Genomic DNA, 24,231 nt, shown 5'->3' with positions numbered 1-24,231 from the left:
CGGCGCTTTTTCACACCACGCTGCAATCCATCAGGGATCCAAACTTCATGGCGTTTTTCAAGTTCCGCGCACGCGGCCCGCAGGCCAACGAAGGGCGCAGTCCCCCCGCGGCGGTGCCGGCGGAAAGCGTCGAGGCGATGCGCCGGCGGGCACGCCACCGGCTGCTCGGCGCAGCGGTGCTGGTGCTGGTCGGCGTGGTCGGGTTCCCGCTGCTGTTCGACACGCAGCCGCGCCCGATTTCGGTCGACATCCCGATCGAGGTGCCCGACCGCAACAAGGTCAAGCCCCTGACACTGCCGGCCGCGCCGGCGCCCGCAACATCCGCTGCGCCCGCGAGCGACGCGGGGAGCCGCGTTGCGGCCGCGCCCGCGGCGGGCGGAATGATCACCGAGTCGTCCGACGGCAGCGAGATCGTGCCGTCGCGGCCGATGCCCGACGCACCGCCGCCGGTGGCGGCGAAGCCCGAGCCGAAGCCCGAACCCAAACCCGAACCGAAGCCGGTACCCAAACCGGAGCGCAAACCCGAGGTCAAGGTCGAAGCAAAGCCCGAACCGAAGCCCGAGCGCAAGCCCGAAGTGAAGGCCGAAGCCAAGCCCAAACCCGAGCCAAAACCCGAGTCAAAACCCGAGCCAAAGCCTGCCAAGCCGGCTGCCGCCGACGACGGCGTGCGGGCCCGTGCGCTGCTGGACGGCCGCGGCGCCGATACCGCGGCTGCCAAGCCGGCCGCCGCCGCCGACGACGCCGGCCGCTTCGTGGTGCAGGTCGGCGCGTTCACTGATGCGGACAAGGCGCGCGAGGTGCGCCAGAAGCTTGAAAAAGCCGGACTGAAGACCTACACCAGCGTCGCGAAAACGGCCGACGGCGAACGCACGCGTGTGCGGGTCGGCCCGTTCAGCAGCCGCGCCGATGCCGACAAGGCGGCGGCCAAGGTCAAGGGCCTGGCGTTGTCCGCCGCTGTGCTCACGCTGTAGGCGTGTTGGCGTGGCATTGCTCGACTGGGCCGTCATTGCGGCGCTCGCGCTGTCGGTGCTGGTCGGCATGGTGCGCGGCCTGGTATTCGAGTTGATGTCGCTGGCGGGTTGGGTGCTGGCTTTTTTCGTTGCGCAGTGGTCGGCCGAGAGCGTGGCCGCGTGGCTGCCGATCGGCGCGCCGGATGCCACATGGCGCTATGCGCTGGCCTTCGTGCTGGTGTTCGTGGCGGTGGCCTTCGTGGCCGGGCTGGTGACGGCGCTGGTTCGCAAGCTGATCGTGGCGGCGGGCCTGCGGCCGGTGGATCGCACGCTCGGCGCCGCCTTCGGTTTTGCGCGCGGCGCGGTCGCGCTGCTGGCGATGGCGGTTGCGGTTCATCTTTTTTCGCTGAGCGACAGCGCCTGGTGGCGCGAATCGCGCAGTGCCACTGTTCTGGATGCGGCATTGCAGGGCCTGAAACCTGCACTGCCTGAAAAATTGGCAAGCTACCTGCCCTGAGAGGATCGCTTCATGTGTGGAATCGTCGGCGTTGTCAGCAACGCGCCCGTCAACCAGTTGCTTTACGACGCGCTGCTGCTGCTGCAGCACCGCGGCCAGGATGCGGCCGGCATCGTCACGCTGCTGGAGCGCAAGTTCTTCATGCACAAGGCCAAGGGCATGGTGAAGGACGTGTTTCGCACGCGCAACATGCGCGCGCTGCCCGGCAACGTCGGGCTTGGCCAGGTGCGCTACCCGACCGCCGGCAATGCCTACAGCGAAGAAGAAGCCCAGCCGTTCTACGTGAACGCGCCGTTCGGCATCGTGCTGGTGCACAACGGCAACCTCACCAACGCGCATGCGCTGCGCGCCGAGCTGTTTTCGACCGACCACCGCCACACCAACACCGAGAGCGACTCCGAGGTGCTGCTCAACGTGCTCGCGCACGAGCTCGAGCGCTCGACGCGCGGCGTGCCGCTGCGTGCCGAAGAAGTGTTCGCCGCCGTCAAGAGCATGCACAAGCGGCTGCGCGGCTCGTACGCCGTGGTGTCGATGATCTCGGGCCACGGCCTGCTGGCCTTCCGCGATCCGTATGGCATCCGGCCGCTCTGTCTGGGCCGCAATGCCGAAGGTACCGTGATGGTCGCGAGCGAATCGGTCGCGCTGGAAGGCCTGGGCTTCAAGTTCGAACGCGACATCGCACCGGGCGAAGCGCTGTTCATCGACCTGCAGGGTCAGGTGCATGCGCACCAGTGCGCCGAAGCGCCCACGCTCAACCCCTGCATCTTCGAGTTCGTCTACCTGGCCCGGCCCGATTCGACGATGGACGGCATCTCGGTCTACCAGGCCCGCCTGAACCTGGGCGAGACGCTGGCCAAGCGCGTGGTGTCGACGGTGCCGCCGAGCGACATCGACGTGATCATCCCGATTCCCGAATCAAGCCGGCCGAGCGCCACGCAACTCGCGCATCTGCTCGGCATTCCGTACCGCGAGGGCTTCGTCAAGAACCGCTATGTAGGCCGCACCTTCATCATGCCGGGGCAGGGCGAGCGCAAGAAATCGGTGCGCCAGAAGCTCAACGCGATCCCCAGCGAATTCAAGGGCCGCAACGTGCTGCTGGTGGACGACTCGATCGTGCGCGGCACCACCAGCCGCGAGATCGTGCAGATGGCGCGCGACGCCGGGGCGCGCAAGGTTTACCTGGCCAGTGCGGCGCCGCCGGTGCGCTACCCCAACGTCTACGGCATCGACATGCCGACCAAGGGCGAACTCGTGGCGCACGACCGCACGATCGAAGAGATCCGCGCGCTGATCGGCTGCGACGCGCTGATCTACCAGGACGTGGACGCGATGAAGCGCGCCGTGATGAAGGCCGCCCCAGTGCCCGCAGGCGGTGCGCCCTCCAAGTTCGCCGGCTTCGAGGCCTCGTGCTTCGATGGCGTGTACGTGACCGGCGACATCGATACAGAGGCGATCAACCGCATGAACGGCAACCGCCCGCGCGTCGAAGAAACCGAAGAAGACGCCTCGCGCCTGGCACTGCCCAACCTCCGCTGAAAGCCGCCGTGACCGATCGATCCCTGCCCGCGGGTCTGCACCGCGACACGCTGGCCGTGCGCACCGGGCTGGAACGCAGCCAGCACGGCGAGCATTCCGAGGCGCTCTACCTCACCAGCGGTTTCGTCCAGCCCGACGCCGAAACCTCGATGCGCCGCTTTGCCGGCACCGAGGAAGGCTTTACCTACTCGCGCACGTCGAATCCCACGGTGACCAGCTTCGAGCAGCGGCTGGCCGCAATGGAAGGCACCGAAGCCGCCATCGGTGCTTCCACCGGCATGGGCGCGATCCTCATGATGTGCATGGGCCTGCTGAAAGCCGGCGACCACGTCATCTGCTCGCGCTCGGTGTTCGGCTCGACGCTGAACCTGTTCGCAAAAGAGTTTGCCAAGTTCGGTGTCGAGACCACCTTCGTCTCGCAGACCGACGTCGCCGAATGGCGCGGCGCGCTCAAACCCAACACCAGGCTCCTGTTCGCCGAGACGCCGACCAACCCGTTGACCGAGGTGTGCGATATCCAGGCCCTGGCCGACCTGGCCCATGGCGCCGGCGCGCTACTGGCTGTCGACAACTGCTTCTGCTCGCCGGCGCTGCAGCGGCCGGTGGAGTGGGGCGCCGACCTCGTGATCCATTCGGGCACCAAGTACCTGGATGGCCAGGGCCGCGTGATGGCCGGCGCGATCTGCGGGCCGTCGAAGCTCATCGTCGACGTGTTCGGGCCGGTGGTGCGTACCGCCGGCATGGCCTTGTCGCCTTTCAACGCGTGGGTCGTGCTCAAGGGGCTGGAGACGCTGGGCATCCGCATGCAGGCGCAGTGCGCCAACGCACTGGCCGTGGCGCAATGGCTCGAATCGCAGGCCGGGATTGCACGGGTCTATTACCCGGGCTTGGCTTCGCATCCGCAGCACGAACTCGCGATGCGCCAGCAGTCGGGCCTGGGCGGCGCCGTGGTGTCGTTCGACGTGGTAGGCGACACGCCCGAAGAAGCACGTGCCAACGCGTTCCATGTGATCAACAGCACGCGCGTGGTCAGCATCGCGACCAACCTCGGCGACACCAAGACCATCATCACCCACCCGGGCACCACATCTCACGGGCGCCTGAGCGAAGCCCAGCGCCAGGCCGCCGGCATCGGCCAGGGGCTGATCCGCCTCGCGGTCGGGCTCGACCACGTTCAAGACATCCAGGCCGACCTGCTGCGCGGCCTGAGCACCCTTATTTCATGACATCCAAAGTACGCACGCGAATCGCGCCATCGCCCACCGGTTTTCTGCACCTCGGCACGGCCCGCACCGCGCTCTATTCGTGGGCCTACGCGCGCCATCACGGTGGCGAGTTCGTGCTGCGCATCGAAGACACCGACGTGGCCCGTTCCACGCAGGAATCGACCGACCAGATCCTCGCCTCGATGCACTGGCTCGGGCTCGACTACGACGAAGGCCCGGTCTACCAGATGCAGCGCCTTGCGCGCTACCAGGAAGTTATCGCGCAGATGCTCGCGGCCGGCACGGCCTACCACTGCTACTGCACGCCGGCCGAGCTCGAAGCGATGCGCGAAGCGCAGCGCGAGCGCGGCGAGAAAACGCTGTACGACCGGCGCTGGCGGCCCGAGCCCGGCAAGGCGCTGCCGCCCGTGCCCGAGGGCGTGCCGCCCGTGGTGCGCTTCTGCAACCCGGTCGAAGGCGACGTGCGCTGGGACGATCTGGTCAAGGGCGAGATCACAATCAACAACCGCGAGATCGACGACCTGATCATCCAGCGGCCCGACGGTGTGCCCACCTACAACTTCGCCGTGGTGGTCGACGACTGGGACATGGCAATCACGCACGTTTTCCGTGGCGACGAGCACATCAACAACACCCCCTGGCAGATCAACATCTTCCGCGCGCTCGGCGCGCCGCTGCCTGCGTTCGGACATGTGCCCGTGATCCTGGGCGACGACGGTCAGAAGCTGTCGAAGCGCCGCGGCGCGGTCAGCGTCACGGCCTACGAGGAAAACGGCTACCTGCCCGAAGCCATGCTCAACTACCTTGCGCGTCTTGGCTGGAGCCATGGCGACGAGGAACTGTTCTCGCGCGAGCAACTGGTGCAGTGGTTCGACGGCACGCACCTGTCGAAGAGCCCGGCGCAGTGGGACGCAGCCAAGCTGAGCTGGGTCAACGCCCACTACATCAAGCAGATGGACAACTCGGCGCTGGCCGAACTGGTGGCGGTTCAGTTGCAAAAGCGCGGCATCGCGGCCGATGCGCGGCTGGCCGAGATCTGCGCGCTGTTCAAGGATCGTTGCGACACCACCGTCGCGCTCGCCGGTTGGGCCGCAGGCTTCTACGCCGATGTCACGGCGAGCGAGGCAGACCGCACGCAGCACCTCACCGATGCCGTGCGCCCCGCCGTGGCCGCACTGGCCGACAAGCTGGCCGATGTGGCATGGGACAAGCCCGCGATTGCCGCCGGCATCAAGGAAGTGCTGGCGGCGCAGGGCATCAAGATGCCCGTGCTCGCAATGCCGGTGCGCGTGCTGGTGCTCGGCACGCCGCAGACGCCGTCGCTCGATGCGGTGCTCGCGCTGTTTTCTCGCGAAACTGTATTGGCGCGCTTGAGAACGCTCTGAATTTCGGGCTATAATTCGAGGCTCGACGCGTAGGGCACTGGGTAAAATCAGGCTCAGCGCAATGGGGGTATAGCTCAGCTGGGAGAGCGCTTGCATGGCATGCAAGAGGTCATCGGTTCGATCCCGTTTACCTCCACCATCGAGTCGAGTCGGAAGTTTGTTCCAAGGTTTTGACCCTATCGTCTAGAGGCCTAGGACACCACCCTTTCACGGTGGCTACCGGGGTTCGAATCCCCGTAGGGTCGCCAAATTGGCTTCGGTCAACAAGGCACAAGTCGTCAGCACTTGGCTCCAAAAGAGCGAACGTTGTCTACCAGGAGTGGTAGTTCAGTTGGTTAGAATACCGGCCTGTCACGCCGGGGGTCGCGGGTTCGAGTCCCGTCCACTCCGCCAGAACTTCGGCCTCCAGAGGGAAACCTCTGGGGGCCTTGTCGTTTCTGGGCTTTTTCCCCGAAGTCTTCCCACATTTGCTCCCACACGGGCCTCTCCAAGGTAGGTCTGAAGGCAAAATCGAAGGGTGAATTCGGTGCCGAAAAAGTCCCAAAATCTGGTCCACAAGGCTGGTCGTTTCTACTTCCGAATGCGGGTTCCGAAGCCGTTGCTCGTGACCTATGGCAAGACCGAGGTGAGCATCGCGCTCGGTGATGTCTCGCTTTCACAAGCCAACAGCTTGGCCCGCAAATACACGGCGCAGTACGACGACAAGTTCCAGCGAGAGCTTTACCAGACTGGCCACGTGCCGAATGCCCCTCTACAGGCTGGCACAGGGCCTGCGGACAAGCTTCGCATCGCCATCGATGAGGATGTGCGGGTCATCGCCCGTGCGTCTGCCCGTCAGCGGATTGCAGACGATGAGGAGGTCAGGCTGGGCGGGATGGACACCGTTGGGGGTGAGTGGTGGGCCGACTCCATGTTCGCCACAGATCAAAGCCTTCGGCGTGTCCTGGCTGATGGCGACGTAAGCGAGGTCATTGAACAGTTCCGGCGCGAGCTTGCGGCAGGCGGGCTTGCAGTGCCCGAGGATCGCGGCGAGCGCCGCCGCCTTGTCAGAGCTTGGGCCACCGAGCACGCCAAGGGGATGGAGGCCATCCAGCTGCGCATCCGTGGCCTGCCTGTCGAGACCCCGCCCCCCGTCCTTCTTGGGCAGACCAAGCGCATGTCCCACGCTCTGGAGGCTTGGAAGGGCGCGGGCGCCCGCTCCGAGAAGACTGCAGGGACCTTTGCACGTCACGCCGCAATGTTCGCAACAATGATGGGCGACCCGCCGCTCGCTTCACTTACGCGCAGTGATGGATTGCGTTTCCGCGACCTCGTTCAGGAGTGGGCCGTCAAGGAAGGCAAGACCCGTGAGACGGCGAACAATGTACTTGCCTCCGTCCGAGCGATGACCAACGTGGCCCGCGACAAAGAGTGGCTCGATGCCGCACCTTTCGAGCGTATGGACGTGACACAGGGCGGCAAGGAGAGTGAAGGGCGTGAGCCTTGGACGGTGGAGGAGGTCGTCGTGCTTCTTGACTCCCCTTTGTTCCGCGCCTACGAGCTTCCCGAAGGCCACTCTATCGCCACCAAAGGGGGCCGCGATGCGGCCTACTGGGTGCCGCTGATGGCCGCGTACACCGGGGCACGGGCGGGCGAACTGTGCCAACTCTGGGTGGACGACTTGTCGGAGCAGGACGGTTCGCTGGTTGTGGAATTTCGGTCAAGTGCGAAGCGCGGACAGCGCCTGAAGAACAAGGGCTCGTGGCGAGCGGTGCCGGTGCACAGCGAGTTGATGCGCCTCGGGTTTGGCGACTACTGGCGGGCCATGAAAGTCGCTGGGCATGAGCGCCTCTTTCCTCATGTACCCCGCGAAGGCCAGAACGGCGCAGGCGGCCAGTTCGGGCAATGGTTCGGCGATTACAAGCGGGGCAAGGGGTTCGACACCTCCCAGAAGACGTTTCATAGCTTCCGTCACACCGTGATCTCCGAGTTGATCTTCGCTGGCGTCGAGGAGGCCATTCGACACGCGATCACGGGGCACGAAGGCACCACCGTCCACGAGAAGACCTACGCAGCGACGATTCGGCGCCACGCAGAGCGTTTGCGGCCCTATGTCGAGCGCATCTCTTATCCGGGGCTGGCGCTGCCACGCGTGTATCCAACCGCAGTGGCGCACGGCAGTTGAATTTGAACGGCGCCGCGAGCCGTTGAGGTCCCTGCAGCGCACCTGCGGTTACTGCGTCACACCTCCAGGCTCGCCCGCTTTGCGTCAAAACGGAATGTCGTCATCCATGTCCTGTAGGCGCGGCAGCGCGGCTGCGGGTAGTGGAAGGTTGGTCACCACGAAGAGATTCAAGATGTCCTCGCGGTCCATGAAGAGAATCTGGCTGCGCTTGGTCGCGTCTAACTTGTTCCCCAACCAGTTCCGCGCCGCCTTCGTGATGTCGCCGCCCGCAACGATAAACGCGTGGTCAACCAAGACCCGTTTTCCAATCTCGGGATCGAAAATCTCGTGCCCGAGCATCATCAAGACTTGGTTGTAGATTTCGGCGACGTTCGCGTTGGAGCCCTTCGTAACTCCAGATGAATCCAGCTTCCCCTTTTTCGCTTGAAGCCCGAAGTACAGAACGTGCTGCGTCGGCAGCGTGAACTTCATCCAGACGTCTTTTCCGTATTCGAGCGCCTTGTCTTGATGGCCCGCTGAACTGATCCGGTGGTATCCCAACTGTCGATACAGTGGAAGTAGTACGTCGCCGATCAGGTCGTCTTCCGAACATCGATCCAAGAACTTCGCGAGCGCGGCACGGCGCTCCTGTTCAGCGTGCGAGAAGGGTCGGTGAGGATTTGCGGAGAGGCCGCTGATCGTGTTCGTCGCGACGTGACGCAGGTAGCACTGTTTGTCGGGCCCATAAAAAGCCTCGAAGCCCTCACGGTTCAGGGCTTTGTTAAGCAGGCCCAAGGCATCTGTTCGCTCAGCACCCTCATTGACGGCGTCCCCTTGATCCATGAGTACCCGGATGACTCTCCCAAAGGCCTCCGGTGGGGTCGTTGCGTCCTTGTGAGGTTCATCCAAGATCGCTGCAAGCGTTGCTGCGACCCAGTAGTTTCGGGTTGAGCCGTCGTGCACATAGTCGGTGTCGCTATCCGCAAAGAACTCCGTCAAGCGGCTGCTGCTGCGGTAATTGAATCGCGACGCGGGTCCCTCTTGATTCCCGCAGATCAGGTCCGCAACCTGCATGAGACTTCGCTGCTTGAACTTCATCCGTGCTCCTATTGTCTGCCCCACGCAGCTTACTGCGGGTCGAAGGCTGCAGCGCCACAGGTCCGGCACTGCCATCCACCGTGCGCAGCAAGAACCTTCAGTTTGCTTTTAGTAGAAAAATCGGAGACAGCCTCGAAGGAAACGCCCGTGGAAGTTTCCCCCTATACCCCCTGGCTTCTCGCTCGGTAGGGAACCCCCTCAGTCGCTCACGCAAGCAGGCCACACGGCCTCCAGGCGACATGTCGTGCATCGGCAGTAGACCGATGGACAAATGATGACGTGTGCCTGATGACGGTCCGCCTCAGGCGCCGCGTGGTGTGCATCGTGGCCTGACGGAGCAAGCCCCAAGGTCCCGCAGCGAGGGCACGACGTTGCCGCGAGGGTTGCGGCCGGATTGAAGTCTTCTGCAAACATCAGGCCACCGCTGGCGCAGGCTGAACACCCACACGTAACGCGAGTCCGGCCAGAAGCCGCAGATAGGCCGAACCTGAACTCAACACGTAGACGGCGAACTCCTCTGTTGGCGGCGCGAGGTTATCCACTTGCCCGTGCCTGTACTCCTGCATGGCGTTTACCCAGCGAGCCATCCCCTCGAACATGCCCTCCCACACTCGCCGCTCAACCGCGTCTCCGCCGCTGCCAGCGAGGTACTGGTCTTTCAGTTGATTCCGACACAGATTCTCGTGAAGGTTGCGTGCCGTTGGATTCAACTGTCGGGCGACGACCTCAAGAGCCTCGAACATGGATCGCACGGCTGTCTTCGTGTCCGGTGGATGACGATCGAGGTGCTGAAACACTGCCTCGTAGCAAGTCCGAGCTACTGCGAGTACCGGGTCGTCCAGCGAGGCTAAGGTGGCGGCCCTTGTTCCCTCGAATACCTCATCAACTGCATAGTGGATGACGCCGCCTTGGTCGATGCGAAAACCGATGTGCTCTTCCGCAAGTGCACGCTCAACCAACGTGCGGTAGATCTCGGCCGGCCGCGCACCAACCTGTCTTCGCAAGACATCGAAGGTGATGGTGATTGCGGTGAGTACTTCCTCCATTGGACCGCCCGTGTAGAACTCATCCCATCGCGGACCCCACTGACTGATTGGCACCACGATCCCAGCTTCCAACCGCAACCGTTGTCTCACTTCAGCCCTCGGTCCGTCGAGGACAGGAAATGCCGCGCTGAGGCGGATGCGGAAGCGCGGACTGTCGCCTCTCGGGGCAGCACGCTCCATGTTCCGGTAGATGAAGAGCGGGTGGTCAGTTGCCATGCCCGCATCGTATCGGGTTGATCGCGTCCGAATTCGACCGTATGCGGACATAGTTCACAGACCTGTCCAAAACTTAGCTTGACGGGGGTTGCGGACACCCCGAAGATACGGACTCCCTTATCGAACACCCCAAGGAGCCCCGATCCGTGTCCCGCGTCTTCGCCTACTGCCGTGTCTCCACCGCCGAGCAAACCACCGACAACCAAGTGCAGGAGATCGCTACGGCGGGCTTCAGCGTCACCCCCCAGCGCACCATCACGGAGACCATCTCGGGGTCCGTAGCGGCTTCTGAACGCCCCGGCTTCGGCAGGCTGACGGAGAAGCTGGAGGAAGGCGACGTGCTCGTCGTCACCAAGTTGGACCGCCTCGGGCGCAACGCGATGGACGTGCGGGGCACCGTAGAGGCGCTCACGGGGCTGGGCGTTCGGGTTCACTGCCTCGCCCTCGGTGGCGTAGACCTCACCAGCGCGGCCGGCAAGATGACGATGGGCGTCCTCGCAGCGGTTGCCGAGTTCGAGCGAGACCTCCTCATCGAGCGTACCCAAGCGGGGCTCGCAAGGGCCAAGAGCGACGGCAAGGTGCTCGGTCGTCCCCACAGCCTGACGGACGAGCAGGCGTCGGATGTGCGTCGGCGGCTCGCGGCGGGAGAGGCCGTTGCGGCGGTGGCCCGAGAGTTCTCCACCAGCCGTCAGACCATCATGCGGGTCCGCGATACGGCCACCTCCTGACCCGGCAGCACCGAACGTCACAGACGCCTCTACGCGCCCGTAGGAGCTCGCCCTGCGCCTCGATAGGGGTCACGGTGCGGCTTCCTCGGGACGCCTCTGACGGCCCTCCTGCATGCTTTCCTTCCTGTCCCTCTCAAGGGGCGGGGACAACTTTCTTGAAGTGAACTTTCATCGATGACGAAACCATGCGCAGCATCCAACTGCGCCGACCACACCAGCGGCTTCAGCAACTACTGTGACCGCCACAAGCGAGCCCTCCGCCGCCACGGGGCCATCGACCAGACCGGGATCACCGTGCCCGAGTTGAAGGTCTACCGCGACCGCGTTGCGGCCCGCCGAGCGAAAAACCCCAGCAACCCCGCATGGGAGCTTCTGGAGCAACGTTGGGACACCGTTCGGGGGCACGCCGAGAAGACCTTGAGGGGCCACGCGGCGGGACGTGCTGGGTCGCGCTATGACGTGCTGGCGGCGGATCACATCCGCAAGCTCGCAGCCCAAGTGCCACCCCAGGACATCATCGACACGTCCCTCGCGATGTTCGTGATGCGCGAGACGCGGCCCCAGCGGTTCCGATCTGACCGGGCGTTCGACTTCCAGCTTGCGCGGCGGGTTCGTGCTTTGACGGACGCCAACGCCGGGACGTACTACGACGCCGAGACTGGCAAGGTTAAGAGGGTCTACCGGGACATCCTGCCGGGGACGCTGGAGCGCCTTGCGGCGCCCCTGAAGGACGCCTTCGGGGTTGCAGGCATCCAACTCGCGGGCCTCGATGAGCGAGACCGCAAGAAGAAGGACAACGAAAAGCTGCGCTTGGTCGCGGCGCTGAAGGACATGGAATGAACGACACCCAGCAAGACATCGTGAAGGTTGCCCGCACGGACATCGTGAAGAAGCCCGAGTGGCAAGTCCGGGAGAGCTTGAACGCCACCCGCGTGAAGCACTACCGCAGCGTCTACAAGCTTGGTGCGACGATGCCGCCCATCGAACTGGCGGACATCAAGGGCACGCTCTATCTGGTTGACGGCTGGCATCGTTGCGAGGCCCAAACAGAACTCGGATGGACGCACTTCGAGGCCACCATCTTGAAGATGACCGCGAGCGAGGCCGAGTGGCGAGCAGCGAAGGCGAACCTTGCGCATGGCGAGTCGTACAAGAAGCCAGAGCGCCGCAGGGCGTTCGGCAAGTTCATCAGCACCAAGCAGAACAAGCCTCGCGGCGGCAAGCTGATGTCGTACCGGGAGATGGCGGTTGCCTTCGGCGGCGATCCCAGTCACGTAACGATCAGGAAGTGGGTAGAGCAAGATCATCCGACCTTGTTCAAGGCCCTAGAGAAGAACCGTGGCGGCGAGTGGTCGCCCGACATGTTGGAGCCTAGGGATGCTCCCTCGGAGGAGCAGCGCGACGTGGAGCGGTTTCAGACGTTACTGGCCGAAGCCGTCGCCCAGAGCCGAAGCATCCAGAGTGCGACGGGACGCAAGGGCTTGGACACGATAATGAAGAAGGCCCATGACGCCATCATCAAGCGCCAGCCCTACAAGGTCATCCCTGTTGAGCGAGCCCCAGACGATGCGTTTCTCTGAGCGGCCTGAATGCCCCCATTCTGGGCCTGTCCGGGGCGGCCTTCACGGCTCCTCGCGGACGGGCGGGAGGGCGTCGGTAGGGGGCGCCGCGAGGGTCGCTGTTAAGAATTAACACTTCAGGGTAGAAAAATCGGCCTGCAACCCGCATGGATGCTGGAGACTTGCCCTGTTAAGGGCACCAGAAGAATCGACGGCGCAAGTCGGACGGGTCAGGGTTCTCGCTCTGCACCGTGCCGAGGTCCGCTATGGGCAGAGGCTGTGTGAAAACTCCGTTGAGTCATGTTTTCAGGGGTACTTGACCCCTTGGCACATCAGAAAAAAGGCAACGTGGGTCAATCTGAGAGGTCGACTTTCGGAACGATGTCGACCGCATTGCGTTTTCACACAGCCTCGGCCCGGTGCGGTCCTTCGGCATCAAGAGAAGCTGACCTTCGTCAAAGTTACTGAACGGTCATAGCGGTCGCGCATCGGCGCCGGCTTTTGGGTAGGCGGCCCGAGCTTCAAAGCAAGAATCCTAGATCGTAGACGTCGGGCCTCAGCTTCAGCGTCAGCGCTTGGTAAGCCGTTTCCAGCGGCGTGAAATCCACTCCATCGTTCTCAATGTTGGCTCTCAAAGCCCTTCGAATCTGATACCAACCAACGTCGGGCCGATTCAGCTTGTACTCGTCGCGGATTCGCTTCTCGAAGCGAGTGCCGTGGTACTTTTTCCAAAGCTTCCGTCCTTCAGCCATCACTACCTTCGCCTCGCTCGAAAGCGTAAGCGTAGCGATGTAGTCGCTCATAAAGCTTGACTCGAATCGACTTGCCGCTCCGACTTGAACCTCTGTATAGGGGATGAAGTGGTTTACGAGTGTCCACGTGTCGTCGTTCCATTCAAGACCCTTACATCCTGCGCTCAAGTTCTTGCCTGAGAACAGCATGTAGATCAGGCAGTCCGACTCGAACTCGCTAGACAGCGGCAACGAGGGTTGCAAGAACTGATCGTTGTGATTCAGCCAAGTATGGCCAATCAGAATACGTACGGTGAACACAACCGCAACCTGCGCAATGTTCTGAGCGTTGATGTACAGGCCACCGCCGTTCCCTCCCGTGTAGATCGACGAAGTGATCAGCGTCTCCTGCCCTGCGTGCTGCAAGTCGTTGTTGCTTGCGTACAAGTAGCCAATCATATCGTCGCACGACCGCTTCAGCCGAGGGTTCGTTGAGATCGTGAACGCATTCGAGAGAGGCAATGCCAACTCTTTGTTGGCCTTCGGCGGCGTGATCCATTTGTTCAGGTAGGTATTGGCAGGGCGATTCGCGAACACCTTCGTTCCTAGGAGCTCGCCAGTCTTGGTGAGAGTGTCCGTCTCAATGCTGGTGATTGCCACTTTCTTCGAAGTGTCCCAAACCAGGAAGCCGATCGGGAAATCACCTTTGATTCCGTCGAACGCCTTGCTGTGAACGGCGAAGCCGCCAAGGAATTCGGCCTGCCACCGCGCTCGGAACAACTCGAAATTGGGAGCAAGGACGTATTTCAACGTGCTGAACATCGCCAGCGTGGCGTTCGGAATCTCCTTCTGTATGCGCGTCAAGAACTGCACGAACAGCTCCTTGCTTGCATAGCCGAAGTCCATCTGAATGTTGATCTTGGATTGCTCGATGCCCACCTTGTTCGTGTCACCCTTGCCGATGCCTGAGCCCGTCTCGCCATACGGCGGATTGATCAAGACGAGGATCTTCTTCGCACCCTTCTTCTTCACATTCGCATCCTCGATCGCTTGCTTGAGGGCGGGAGGCAGCTTCTTAGACAACGAATAGTCGATCTCACCATCATCCGTGATGTCGTCATTCAAGTAGTCGTATTGGAACTTGACCGCCGCGGCGCACGTATGACTTGCGGTCATCACGTCGATGTCAGCTTTGTCCAACGTGCTCATGAAGATGTTGCGATGATTCGAATGCTTAACTTCAAGATTGCCAACGCCGCAGCACATGTCCCAGACGACGTAATTCTTCTGCCAGCTTGCGCCCAATGTCCGAGCCAACAAGTCATAGGCACTGTCAACGATGTGCAGCGGCGTGTAGAAGGCTCCCTTGAAGCTTCGCTCATCGATTGGGAGCAGGCTGTCTCTGCGTTCGAGGAGATAGCCGCGGTACTCTTCTTCGGGCGGTCGATGGTAGATCGCCCAAAACTTCCGATAGCCACGGTCGCTCGACAGCTCGAACGTCTTTCCGTTCAACAGAAAGACTGGACGGTCGTCCTCGTGCAGCAGGCGAGCAGGCAAATTCGCCATCGCAGCCTTCACACCGTCGTGCATGATGTCTGCAAAGAACAGGAGCGCGTAGTCGGATTCGCTGACTCCATCGATCTCCCTGCCGATCATTTCAACCCAGCGATCGAACACCTGCCGCAAGTTTGCAGGTGTGATCGGTGTGCGAATCAGCTTTCCCGCCTTGATCGCGGTCTTGATGGTGTTGATGAACTCCTTTTCGTGGCTGTCGATCTTGTAGACCACGAAGTGAGTTTCGATGTACGGAGCGGCTTGGGCTGCCACCTTCTTGTCCACCTGTGACGCGGACTTCGGCCACTTAATGGACTTGTCCATCATTATTGGCAGAGCTTTAACCGTTTCCATGACGGCGGCTTTTTCTCGATCAATAACTGCCAAGAATGGCGGTATGTGCTCGCCCTTCTTTCTCGCGTCCCGCACATAGAAGAGAAGCTGGGTGAACATAAGAACGGGAGCGACGGCAGTGGACTTCGCCTCAAACCATATCTCTTCCGTTCGAATATCAATCAGGCCCTTCTTGATACTCTTGAGACCTAGGGCCTTGACGTAGGCGTCTTTAACATCTTCTTCAGTTATTGCTTTGGAAAGATCAGTGACTAGGCTCATTGGATACCGATGTTGCAAAACGATGGGGCAGCTGCCAGCCCGACTGTGGTGAAGTCAGTTTACTGGGACGCTCAGACAGGGTGTTCGCCGCCATCTTGTCCTCAATTTCACGCGAACGGCACTTTGGCGCGGAGCTGCCCTTGGCCGGCTATCCTACCGAGTAGTCGCCGAGGCTTCGCCATTTGGCCTCCGGTCGAATCGGATAGCGCTGGGCGCAACTTGACGATGTAAACGTCAGGTATCCGGTGCCCAAATTGGTGAGGCGTATGACGGCTGTGGGTCGAGAGCGGCGGCGAGCGGCTGCTTCTGGCATCCACGTTGATTGGCGGGTGATGGCCAATAGTAGCCGCCCGGTGGAGGGCCATGCCCGTGATCGCCACTTGCGCTGTTGGCAAAGTCTTCCCACAATGGTTCCTTCGAGCCTTCCCACATCGGTCGGTCTCGTTTACGTGCTTCGGGGTTGAAGTTTAGGTTTGACGGGTGTTCGGCGGTGAGTGATCGCTAATGCTGGCGATGTGTCCGCTGTGTCCCGTCCACTCCGCCAAGTTCTGGAGCAGTCTCCAATGAAAAAGCCACCTTCGGGTGGCTTTTTTGTTTTCTATTGACCCGTCCTGAATTGGGTTGACACCTTTTCGTTCAAGAAAAGGCAAGTCAATGGAATCAGGCGTCGACCGCAGTCAAGCAAGATCTTCCTAGCTGGCCCGATAAACGAGCCCCGACAGCCGCCACGCCAGTTGTCGCCGCAGCGCGGGCAGGCGCGACAGCGCCGACAGCAGCAGATTGCGCAGAACGCGCCAGCCCGGGCGAACCACCGCCATTCGGGTGAGACGGTCGGCGAGCGCCACGATCTGCTGGGCGATCGGGCGGCGCACGGCGCCGTAAGCGTCGAGCGCGGAGTCGTTGCCCGCCAGGGCCTCCGTCAGCGCGTCGGCCAAGGCTACGGCGTCGAGGATGCCCGCATTCATGCCCTGCCCACCGGCCGGGCTGTGCACATGGGCGGCATCGCCAGCAAGCAGAACGCGCCCCGAACGATAGGCATCCGCCAGCCGATGGTGAACCCTAAAACGCGAGCCCCACACCACTTCGTGCACGACAGCCCGTTCGGCTTTCGGGCCGCGGGTGTCGAGCAGCGCCTGCACATAGGCGATGTCGGGCTGCTCGGGAGCGTGGTCGACGGTGGCGACGATGCGATGCACGCCGTCGGGCAGAGGCGCCACCACCACCATTCCCGCCGGTGAGAAGTACAGGATCACCTCGTCGCTCGGCACGCCGCCGGTCAGGCGCACATCGGCCAGAACGAACGACTCGCCGTAGGCGTCGCCCGTGAAGCCGATGCCGGCGCGTTCCCGAACCGTGCTGTGCATACCGTCGGCCCCGACGGCGTAACGCGCGCGCAGTTGCTGGCCGTCGTCCAGCGTGGCAGTGGCGCCTGTTGCGTCCTGATGCAGGTCGACCAGCGAGCGGGGGCGCATCACACGACCGCCGAGTTCGGTGAAGCGTTCCAGCAAGATGCTCTCAGTCACCGCCTGCGACACCATCAGGGTGTAGGGATAACGGGTGGGCAGATCCTCGAAGCCGATCGGCATCAGCACGCGGTCGCGATCCCGAACCGTGAAGCGGCGTGCCTGGATGCCGCGCGCCACGAGGCGCCGCGCCACGTCCAATGACTCCAGCATTTCGAGCGTGCGGGCGTGGACGACCGCTGCCCGCGATGTGTTGGCGCCTTCGGCCTGGCGATCGATCACGATGGCGCGCACGCCGCGCTGCGCCAACGCTGCCGCCAGCGTCAGGCCGCTCGGGCCGGCTCCGACGACGAGGACGTCGGCATCGAAGTGTGAGGAAAGAACTGCAGGGGTCTGGGACATGATGATCTCCTAAAGTCAACATCTGTTGGTCAACAAGTGTTGGCAACTATAGACGGCTCCGCCGACGAAGTCAACATGCGTTGGCCTATACTTGTTGACATGAATGAAACCACCCCTCCCGTGCGGCGTTCCGACGCCACCAAGGCGACGATCCTGGCGGCGGCACGCGCGCAATTCGCTGCACTGGGTTATCAGGCGACCACCATCCGCTCCGTGGCCACAGCGGCCGACATCGATCCGGCCATGGTCATGCGCTACTTCGGCAACAAGGAGGGGCTGTTTGCGGCTGCGGCCGACTTCGACTTGCGGTTGCCAGACCTGAGCCAAGTGCCCCGCGCGGCGCTGGGGGCCGGGCTCGTGGAGCACTTTCTGGACCGCTGGGAAGGGGACGAAACGCTGATGGCGCTGCTGCGGGCCGCAACCACGAACGAGTCTGCCGCCGAGCGCATGCAGGCGATATTCGCAACGCAGATGGCGCCGTTGATCGCACGTTTGACCGGCGAACCGCGCGCCGCGGCCGCGGCACGCGCTGGGCTGATTGCGACGCAGGTGCTTGGCCTGGCCCTGTGCCGCTATGTATTGCGGTTACCGCCAGTCGTCGGGCTCAAACGACCCGAACTCGTGCGACGAGTCGGCGGGACAGTGCAGGCCTATCTGTTTGATGCGTGAGGGCCCCATCCGCACGGCGCAGGAACTGGTCGGGCACACGCGCGGGCTCTCGTACTGGCTACAGTCTGACCATTCATCCAATTCTTCGTTGAAATGCGAACGCCGACCATCCGGTGCTTGGCCCGGGAGCACGCGACATGATCGCCGCTCGTGCTCGGCACGCAGCTGCAGCCGCTTCGCTGTTGGGCTGCCTGCTGGTCGCGCACGGTAGGGCGGCCGGCGACGTGGCGGCCGGTGCACGGCTCTCCGCGGCACGCTGCGCATCTTGCCACTCGTCTACCGAAACGATCCACTCCTCAGTGCCGCTGCTCGAAGGGCAGCCGAAGGCCTACTTCATTGCGCAATGGCGTGCCTTCCGCGAGCGAAAACGTACTGCCCCCGTGATGGCGAACCTTGCCGCGGAGTTGAGCGAGCAGGATGTCGACGACCTCGCCGACCACTATGCGGCACTGGTGCCCGCTCCCGCCGCGCAATCGTCCGGCAGCGCAGCCGGCCGCGCACTGGTGGATCGCTTGCGATGTGCCAGCTGCCACGGTTCGGCGTTGCAGGGGACGAAGTCCGGCGCGGCACGGCTCGCAGGGCAAAAAGTGCGTTACACCACTTGGTCGTTGCAGTTAATGCGGAGCGGCACGCGGTCACACGGATCCTCCGCGAAGCCGGATCCGCTGCTTGCCGACCTCACCAACGCCGAGATCGAGTCGTTGGCCGCGCACTTGGCGTCGCTGCGCTGACATCGGTTCCGCGTCTGTTGCGGAAGTTCTGACGTGAGGTTCCGGTGATGCGAGCGGCCGCTTTGGAGAAGTCTGTACAGCCGGTACGGGGCCCAAAGCGGCTGTACATCGCGCTCAAAAACGGTCATTGCAGGTCAACTTGCGGACCCTCGCTGCGATAGACCCTGTGGGCGATCTCTCGCGCTTTATCCAGTCGAAGGTCATAGAGCCCCCCATCAAAAGCAAGCATTCGGACCGCTTGAAGCCATCTGCAAAGGCGACTCGATAAACATCCTCTGGACCATGCCCACCATCGCGCATGAGCAGGTACTTGGCGGGAACCGATTGCGTCACGTAGAGCTCCTTGGGACGGTCGAGGATGATGGTCTGCTTATGGCCCGCAAGACGACCTATCGGCAAACACATTCAGTAGGCCCGTCGCGACCGCCAGTAACGGATTTGGGAAAGACCGGCAACATCTGGCCAGGCTTTCCCCGGGCCGCGCAAAACTCTTGGCACTGATTTTCAATCCGCGAGCCAATCCAGCCCAAGCTGTAGCCTTTGATGAGGCCCGCCACCCCAACGATGACGATCGCAGCCAAAGCGATCATCGAGCGGGAAGTAAGAAATTTCATGCGCGCGGGTTCAAATTGGGCCGAGAGAATGAAAGGCAGCTTGTGGCCGCATCCTGCGGTTGGTCAGCTGGACAGGTGGATTTGAATCACATGCTCCGAACCAAAACGAACCAGCGTCCCTAGTTCAAGCTCCTCGGTGCAGTATGGCTGGTTGTCGAGCGCGCCGACGTAGCCTGATGGATCGGCGGACTGCACGATGACCCACATTCGCTCAACGTCAACTTCGCCGTCATGCTCGATTCGGAAGACAAGCTTCACGATGTCACCAGGTACCAAGCAAGTCCTGGCTTCGAGCGGAGGAAGATAAAACGTCGCGGGTGCAGCCGCATGCATCGCTTCTCCGTTGTCTAGTTCGAAACTGACCATGTCATTCCTGGTGCGTGTATGAATGTCCGATCATTGCCGATAGTACCCATTCGCGCTTCGCCGCTGAATGCCGGGAACCGCTACACCACGGAACGGATATCAGGTACCGAGAGCGCAACTAGTGATGATTTCCTGGATACCCGTCCGTGTGCACGAATCAGCATTGCTTGTGACCTGCGGTCCCGGCTGGCGTACGCGAAGCGCGCCGCCTACGACGCGGCAATGGCCTCTTTGACAAAGTCGGTGTACTTGCGCAGAGGGCGGCCAAGGATGGCCTGCAGGCGATCCGCTGCGCCGTCCGCACCGTGCATGCCGAACTTCTGGATCCCGGCCATCATCAGGCGCATGTCGTAGGCAAGCCAGGATGGCCCCAATGTGGCCATCTGTGCTTCGAAGGCCGCCACGTCGTCCCCGCCGTAGGTCACTTCGCGACCGAGCGCAGCACTCCAGATCTTGGCCACCAACTCGCCAGTCATCAGCTCGGGCCCGACCAGCTCCAGCGTCGTGCGCGGTGACGGTGCGGGCGCGCGATCGCGGCGCAGGAGTTCGGCGACGGCGGCGTCCGCGATGTCTCGCGCATCGATCATCGCGACGCCCGCCGAGCCGATCGGCATCGGGTAGACGCCGTAACCCTGGATCACCTGCTGAGCCGTACGATCGTTCTGCATGAAGTAGGCCGGCCGAAGGATGGTCGCTGGAATGTCGAGGCTCTCGATCATTCGCTCGACCGTGTGCTTGCCGGTGAAGTGCGGCACATTGGTGAACTTGTCCGCATGAATGACCGACAGGTAGACGACGCGCTCGATGCCAGCCTCGCGCGCCAGGTTCAGCGCGACGAGGGCTTGCGTCACCTCGTCGGGCGTGACGGCGTTCAGGAGAAACAGCGTGCGCACCGACGAGAGTGCCGCGCGCAATGAGGGCACGTCGGTCAGGTCGCCGACTACCTCCTTGACGCCGGCCGGAAAGCTTTGCTTTCCGGGTGTGCGAACGAACGCGCTGACTTGTGCGCCGGCGGAGGCCAGGCCTTGCACGACGAGGGAACCGATGGTGCCGGTGGCACCTGTGACGAGAATGCTCATGGAAATCTCCAGGGTTGAGGGGAAACGGGTTAGGTGGGTATGGGGGTAGGGGATCGATCAGCGCGAGAAGTCCGCGACGACCTTGCCGACGCGAGGGCCGGTGCGATTGCGTTCAATGGCCGCGGGGATGTCGTCGAAGCCCACGACTTCGCCGAGCTTCGAGATCAGCGTGCCTTGGGCGATTTCCGTCGCCAGCTGGTCCAGAAGGGCTGGGTCCGGCTTGTTCACGAACCACAGTCCGCGGCGGCCGGGGGGCGTGCGTGCAAGGATGTCGGCCGAGGACGTGCCGACGATCGCACCGTCCTTCGTCAGCACTTGCCACGAGTGATCGAGCACTTCGCCTCCGACGTAATCGAGCATCAGGTCGATGTCCCGCGCGACCAATTCGAAGCGTTCGGTCCGGTAGTCGATGACGTGGTCCGCGCCCAGGCTGCGAACGTACTCGACGTGCGCGGTCGACGCCGTTGCGAAGACTTCGGCGCCTGCCCGCTTGGCGTACTGCACGGCATAGCCGCCCAGCCCTCCCGCTGCGCCGTGGATCAGGATTCGCTGACCTGCGGCGATCGGACCCGCATGGTGCAAGCTATGCTAGGCCGCCACGGCCGCCACGGCCGCCACGGGGACGCTGGCCGCATGGACGTCGTCCAGGCCGTGCGGCGTGCGCACCAGCTTCGTCTCGTCGACTGTCACGAAATCGGCATAGGCACCCAGCCCGCCAAGCGGCCCCATGACGCGATCGCCCACGCGAAAGCGCGAGGCGCCGGGGCCGACTGCCTCGACGACACCAGCAAGCTCGATACCCAGCACCGCGGGCAGTTGAAGCGGGAAAGCCTTCTGGACGAAGCCTTCACGAACTTTCCAGTCGATGCCGTTCACGCCGGCCGCCCGAACGCGAACCAGAACCTGGGCCTGTCCGGCTGCCGGCCTCGCGATCTCGGCGACCTCGGCGGCGGCAACACCGCCATAGGCTCGGATCAGGACTGCGCGTTGAGTGGTGGTCATTTCAATTTCCTCATGTCGAAGTTGCGATGAGGAGAAGATAGGTCGTTGCATTGGCAAAACGAAGACGCGAAAATGAAGACACCTCGTCTCAAATTCGGAACACATGGACCTGAATGCATTGACCGACTTCGCGCTCGTCGCAACGAATGGAGGCCTCGGAAAGGCAAGCCGCGCGAGCGGGAGATCGAAGGCGACACTGTCCCGGCGCATCGCGGAACTGGAAGAGCAACTCGGCGTGCGACTCATCGAGCGCAGCGCCCGCGGGCTCAAGCTCACGGAAGCCGGCCAGATGCTGATGGATCGCACCGAAGGGCCAATGCACGAAGTGGCTGACGCCATGACTTCCGCTCGTGAGGGCTTGTCGGTACCGCGCGGGCGCTTGCGCGTCGCTTCCCCGGTGCTGTTCTCCCAGCTTGCGATGGGTCGCATCTCCGCCGAGTTCTGCGCGGCTTACCCCGAGGTCACGTGCGAGGTGGTGGCGGATGATCGCCTCGTCGACCTCGTCGAGGAGCAGTTCGACGCTGCGATCCGGATCAATCCAAGCCCGGACAGCAGCCTCGTGGGCCGGTGCTTCGCCAAGGACCGGCTGGTGGTCGTGGCCGCGCCCTCTGTGCCTGTGCCAACCCCAGGCAAGGTCAGCCCTGTTCCCGGCATCGTGTCCACAAGCTTTCAACCCACGAATTGGACGCTCGACGACGGACGCCTTGTCCTGGAGCCGATCCCGAAGCTGAGACTTTCCTCGTTCCTGATGATTCGCGACGCTGCAGTCGCTGGCGCCGGCGCCGCCCTGATGCCGCAATCCATCGCGTGGAACCAACTGACGCGCGGAGAACTGGTTCAGTGGGGCATGGTTTCGGGCGTGGAGGTCGCGCTCTGGGTCCTGCATACATCGCGACGACTTCCTGCGCCGAAGGTTCGGGCGTTTGTCGAATTCATGTGCGAGCAATATCCGCAAGGGTCCCTCGTACTGAACGGCTAGAAAACCGGTCGGTCGCTCTGGCGAATGGTCGGCAGTTCGCGGCTACGCAGCCGACGCTGACTTCATGCACCCAAAGATTTCGAAACTCTGTTTCGAACGAGCAACCTCGCCCATGCGGCAGTCCTGTTTTGGCCGACTAGAGCCGCTCTATGGGTTTGCCATGCCACCGTTGAAGCTGCATCGCTGCGAGGCGACGACGAGCGACCATTCCTGGCCCACGACGGCCGGCCGCTACCGAGCGACTGATCACTCCACTGCGCATTCCAGCGAGAAGAGTGGCACATCGGCTCGTCGGCTGAGCCACACGCCGCCGCCCAAGTCCTTGAATTTCCTCGACAGCCCTCGCCGGTACATGTCTGCGCGGTGCCGAAAGAGGAGAGGGTCGGTGAGGTCTTCGTCCACGATGTCATTCTCGTAGTCCTCGAGAGTCACTGCTTCCACGTAGAGCGCGCCATGGCTTAGGGTCCCGAGGTTGCGTAGGGCACGCTTCAGGTCGACTGGACTCAAATAGGCCAGAACGCCCTGGCAGATGACGAAGTCAAATGGCTCCTGAGCCTGGTAGTCCACGACCGAGCCACGCTCCCAGCCGTAGCGACCGCACAGGTATTCGCTGACTTCGACGCCTTGATACCTCGCCTGCGGAAAGTGCCGGGCTACGATGTCGCGCCACAGCCCTACTCCACAACCGACGTCCAACACTCGATGCACAGGGACGCGCAGGTACTTTAGGTAGGAACTTACAAAGGCACCCAGCCGTTCGACATGCTGCCGGTCGGCTACCTTGGTCTTCTTGTCGAAATAGTAGCGCGCGTAGTACGACTCATCGAAGGTGGTGGCATCAACAGACTCCATGGGTGGATCCTACTCGTATGCGCTTCGCTCTTCGTGATGCCACAAGGCGCCCCCTCAAGTCGGACGGCGAGCGCTTTCAATTGGCAGCGCCTCCCCGAAATTCGACAGTAGCCGGGCGCGGCCTGCATGCACATGACGTTCCGCAGCCGCCTTTGCACGGGCGGGGTTTGACGCGACGATGGCGTCGAAGATGGCGCGGTGCTCCACGTTCGAGCGGCGCATGTTGCCCGGCACGTTGAAGTACTTGCGGCGCACGAGGTGGAGCTCCTTGACGTAGTCGTCGTAGGCCTGATGTGCGCGCTGATTGTTGGAGATGATCAGAATCAGCGCATGGAACTGTAGATTGAGCTCGTAGTAGAGCGTGCCATCCTCGGCTTCGCAGGCTGCGTCCATGGCCGCCAGCAGCGACTCGAGCTGCTTCCTGTAGTCTTCTGTCAGGTGCTCGCAGGCGCGATCCGCGGCGTAGCCGAAGACAAGCGCGCGGAGCTCGTAAATTTCCAGCATCTCGCGCAGCGACAGTTGCCGCACGAAGACGCCACGGTTGATAACGGCCGTGACGAGGCCCAAGCCTGCCAGCACCTTGATGGCCTCGCGGATCGGCCCGCGGCTGGTGCCCATGCGCAGAGCCAGCGCCGCCTCGTTGAGGCGGTCGCCAGGTTGGAACTCGCCCGAATAGATCAGTTGCTTCAGCTCATTCGCGATCGAGTGCGCGAGTCCGGCGCTGCGGGGGCTGGGGGAGAGAGTCGGCATGGGCAAATCCTAACGTCAGT

At 62.8% G+C, this 24,231-nt stretch carries 20 protein-coding genes, 3 tRNA genes and 1 pseudogene; 15 read left to right on the top strand and 9 right to left on the bottom strand.

Features of this window, described 5'->3' with window-relative positions; genetic code table 11:
• The first annotated feature begins 47 nt into the window (after window positions 1-47).
• The 9 genes from ACSFA8_RS24530 to ACSFA8_RS24490 all read left to right on the top strand — a co-directional run bounded on the left by ACSFA8_RS24530 (window position 48) and on the right by ACSFA8_RS24490 (window position 7,778).
• On the top strand, window positions 48-971 hold the full coding sequence (locus tag ACSFA8_RS24530; RefSeq protein WP_435482080.1) for an SPOR domain-containing protein: 924 nt from the start codon (window positions 48-50) through the stop codon (window positions 969-971).
• Window positions 972-981: 10 nt separating this feature from the next.
• Window positions 982-1,467: a CvpA family protein gene (locus ACSFA8_RS24525; RefSeq protein ID WP_435482079.1), complete on the top strand. Its 486-nt coding sequence runs from the start codon at window positions 982-984 to the stop codon at window positions 1,465-1,467.
• A 12-nt stretch (window positions 1,468-1,479) separates the two neighbouring features.
• Window positions 1,480-3,003, top strand: coding sequence for an amidophosphoribosyltransferase (purF, locus tag ACSFA8_RS24520; RefSeq protein WP_435482078.1), 1,524 nt, complete (start codon window positions 1,480-1,482; stop codon window positions 3,001-3,003).
• Between the two features lie 8 nt (window positions 3,004-3,011).
• On the top strand, window positions 3,012-4,229 hold the full coding sequence (locus tag ACSFA8_RS24515) for an O-succinylhomoserine sulfhydrylase (protein WP_435482077.1): 1,218 nt from the start codon (window positions 3,012-3,014) through the stop codon (window positions 4,227-4,229).
• Complete coding sequence (gene gltX / locus ACSFA8_RS24510) at window positions 4,226-5,614, top strand: glutamate--tRNA ligase (RefSeq protein ID WP_435482076.1); 1,389 nt, start codon at window positions 4,226-4,228, stop codon at window positions 5,612-5,614. The genes ACSFA8_RS24515 and gltX overlap by 4 nt, the downstream gene beginning before the upstream one ends.
• A gap of 63 nt (window positions 5,615-5,677) precedes the next feature.
• Window positions 5,678-5,753, top strand: a tRNA-Ala gene (locus ACSFA8_RS24505).
• Window positions 5,754-5,786: 33 nt separating this feature from the next.
• Window positions 5,787-5,862, top strand: a tRNA-Glu gene (locus ACSFA8_RS24500).
• Between the two features lie 68 nt (window positions 5,863-5,930).
• Window positions 5,931-6,007, top strand: a tRNA-Asp gene (locus ACSFA8_RS24495).
• 124 nt (window positions 6,008-6,131) lie between these two features.
• Complete coding sequence (locus ACSFA8_RS24490) at window positions 6,132-7,778, top strand: tyrosine-type recombinase/integrase (protein WP_435482075.1); 1,647 nt, start codon at window positions 6,132-6,134, stop codon at window positions 7,776-7,778.
• Window positions 7,779-7,862: 84 nt separating this feature from the next.
• Here ACSFA8_RS24490 and ACSFA8_RS24485 read toward each other — a convergent pair whose 3' ends face one another.
• Together ACSFA8_RS24485 and ACSFA8_RS24480 are read right to left on the bottom strand one after the other, a co-directional pair.
• Window positions 7,863-8,855, bottom strand: a complete 993-nt coding sequence (locus ACSFA8_RS24485; RefSeq protein ID WP_435482074.1) for a hypothetical protein — start codon at window positions 8,853-8,855, stop codon at window positions 7,863-7,865.
• 413 nt (window positions 8,856-9,268) lie between these two features.
• Window positions 9,269-10,117: a hypothetical protein gene (locus ACSFA8_RS24480; protein ID WP_435482073.1), complete on the bottom strand. Its 849-nt coding sequence runs from the start codon at window positions 10,115-10,117 to the stop codon at window positions 9,269-9,271.
• Between the two features lie 146 nt (window positions 10,118-10,263).
• Here ACSFA8_RS24480 and ACSFA8_RS24475 point away from each other — a divergent pair, with 146 nt between their 5' ends.
• From ACSFA8_RS24475 to ACSFA8_RS24465, 3 genes are all read left to right on the top strand, one after another.
• On the top strand, window positions 10,264-10,845 hold the full coding sequence (locus ACSFA8_RS24475; RefSeq protein WP_435482072.1) for a recombinase family protein: 582 nt from the start codon (window positions 10,264-10,266) through the stop codon (window positions 10,843-10,845).
• 174 nt (window positions 10,846-11,019) lie between these two features.
• On the top strand, window positions 11,020-11,685 hold the full coding sequence (locus ACSFA8_RS24470) for a hypothetical protein (RefSeq protein WP_435482071.1): 666 nt from the start codon (window positions 11,020-11,022) through the stop codon (window positions 11,683-11,685).
• Window positions 11,682-12,425, top strand: coding sequence for a ParB N-terminal domain-containing protein (locus ACSFA8_RS24465; protein ID WP_435482070.1), 744 nt, complete (start codon window positions 11,682-11,684; stop codon window positions 12,423-12,425). Before ACSFA8_RS24470 ends, ACSFA8_RS24465 begins: the two co-directional genes overlap by 4 nt.
• A 500-nt stretch (window positions 12,426-12,925) precedes the next feature.
• Here ACSFA8_RS24465 and ACSFA8_RS24460 read toward each other — a convergent pair whose 3' ends face one another.
• Window positions 12,926-15,304 (bottom strand): hypothetical protein, encoded by a 2,379-nt coding sequence (locus tag ACSFA8_RS24460; RefSeq protein ID WP_435482069.1) that lies wholly within the window; start codon window positions 15,302-15,304, stop codon window positions 12,926-12,928.
• Between the two features lie 692 nt (window positions 15,305-15,996).
• Entirely contained in the window at window positions 15,997-17,169 is a 1,173-nt protein-coding gene (locus tag ACSFA8_RS24455; RefSeq protein WP_435482068.1) for an FAD-dependent oxidoreductase, read from the bottom strand.
• Window positions 17,170-17,268: 99 nt separating this feature from the next.
• Between ACSFA8_RS24455 and ACSFA8_RS24450 the strand changes: the two genes are divergently transcribed.
• On the top strand, window positions 17,269-17,838 hold the full coding sequence (locus ACSFA8_RS24450; RefSeq protein ID WP_435482067.1) for a TetR/AcrR family transcriptional regulator: 570 nt from the start codon (window positions 17,269-17,271) through the stop codon (window positions 17,836-17,838).
• Between the two features lie 137 nt (window positions 17,839-17,975).
• Complete coding sequence (locus ACSFA8_RS24445; protein WP_435482066.1) at window positions 17,976-18,569, top strand: c-type cytochrome; 594 nt, start codon at window positions 17,976-17,978, stop codon at window positions 18,567-18,569.
• A gap of 677 nt (window positions 18,570-19,246) precedes the next feature.
• On the opposite strand, the gene ACSFA8_RS24440 is transcribed toward ACSFA8_RS24445, so the two are convergent.
• The 3 genes and pseudogenes from ACSFA8_RS24440 to ACSFA8_RS24430 form a co-directional block, all read right to left on the bottom strand.
• Complete coding sequence (locus ACSFA8_RS24440; protein ID WP_435482065.1) at window positions 19,247-19,549, bottom strand: DUF2314 domain-containing protein; 303 nt, start codon at window positions 19,547-19,549, stop codon at window positions 19,247-19,249.
• Window positions 19,550-19,758: 209 nt separating this feature from the next.
• Complete coding sequence (locus ACSFA8_RS24435; protein ID WP_435482064.1) at window positions 19,759-20,628, bottom strand: NmrA/HSCARG family protein; 870 nt, start codon at window positions 20,626-20,628, stop codon at window positions 19,759-19,761.
• Between the two features lie 57 nt (window positions 20,629-20,685).
• Window positions 20,686-21,630: pseudogene (locus ACSFA8_RS24430) on the bottom strand (NADP-dependent oxidoreductase).
• A gap of 103 nt (window positions 21,631-21,733) precedes the next feature.
• Between ACSFA8_RS24430 and ACSFA8_RS24425 the strand changes: the two are divergent.
• Entirely contained in the window at window positions 21,734-22,609 is an 876-nt protein-coding gene (locus ACSFA8_RS24425; RefSeq protein ID WP_435482063.1) for a LysR family transcriptional regulator, read from the top strand.
• A 246-nt stretch (window positions 22,610-22,855) separates the two neighbouring features.
• Here ACSFA8_RS24425 and ACSFA8_RS24420 read toward each other — a convergent pair whose 3' ends face one another.
• Both ACSFA8_RS24420 and ACSFA8_RS24415 read right to left on the bottom strand, forming a co-directional pair.
• Entirely contained in the window at window positions 22,856-23,461 is a 606-nt protein-coding gene (locus ACSFA8_RS24420) for a class I SAM-dependent methyltransferase (protein WP_435482062.1), read from the bottom strand.
• Window positions 23,462-23,515: 54 nt separating this feature from the next.
• Entirely contained in the window at window positions 23,516-24,211 is a 696-nt protein-coding gene (locus ACSFA8_RS24415) for a GntR family transcriptional regulator (RefSeq protein ID WP_435482061.1), read from the bottom strand.
• Window positions 24,212-24,231 lie beyond the last annotated feature (20 nt).

This window comes from Variovorax nitratireducens (assembly GCF_051216545.1).
Taxonomy (GTDB): domain Bacteria; phylum Pseudomonadota; class Gammaproteobacteria; order Burkholderiales; family Burkholderiaceae_C; genus Variovorax.
The sequence above is the reverse complement of the archived record's forward strand: the minus strand, read 5'-3'. Positions and strand labels throughout refer to the sequence as shown.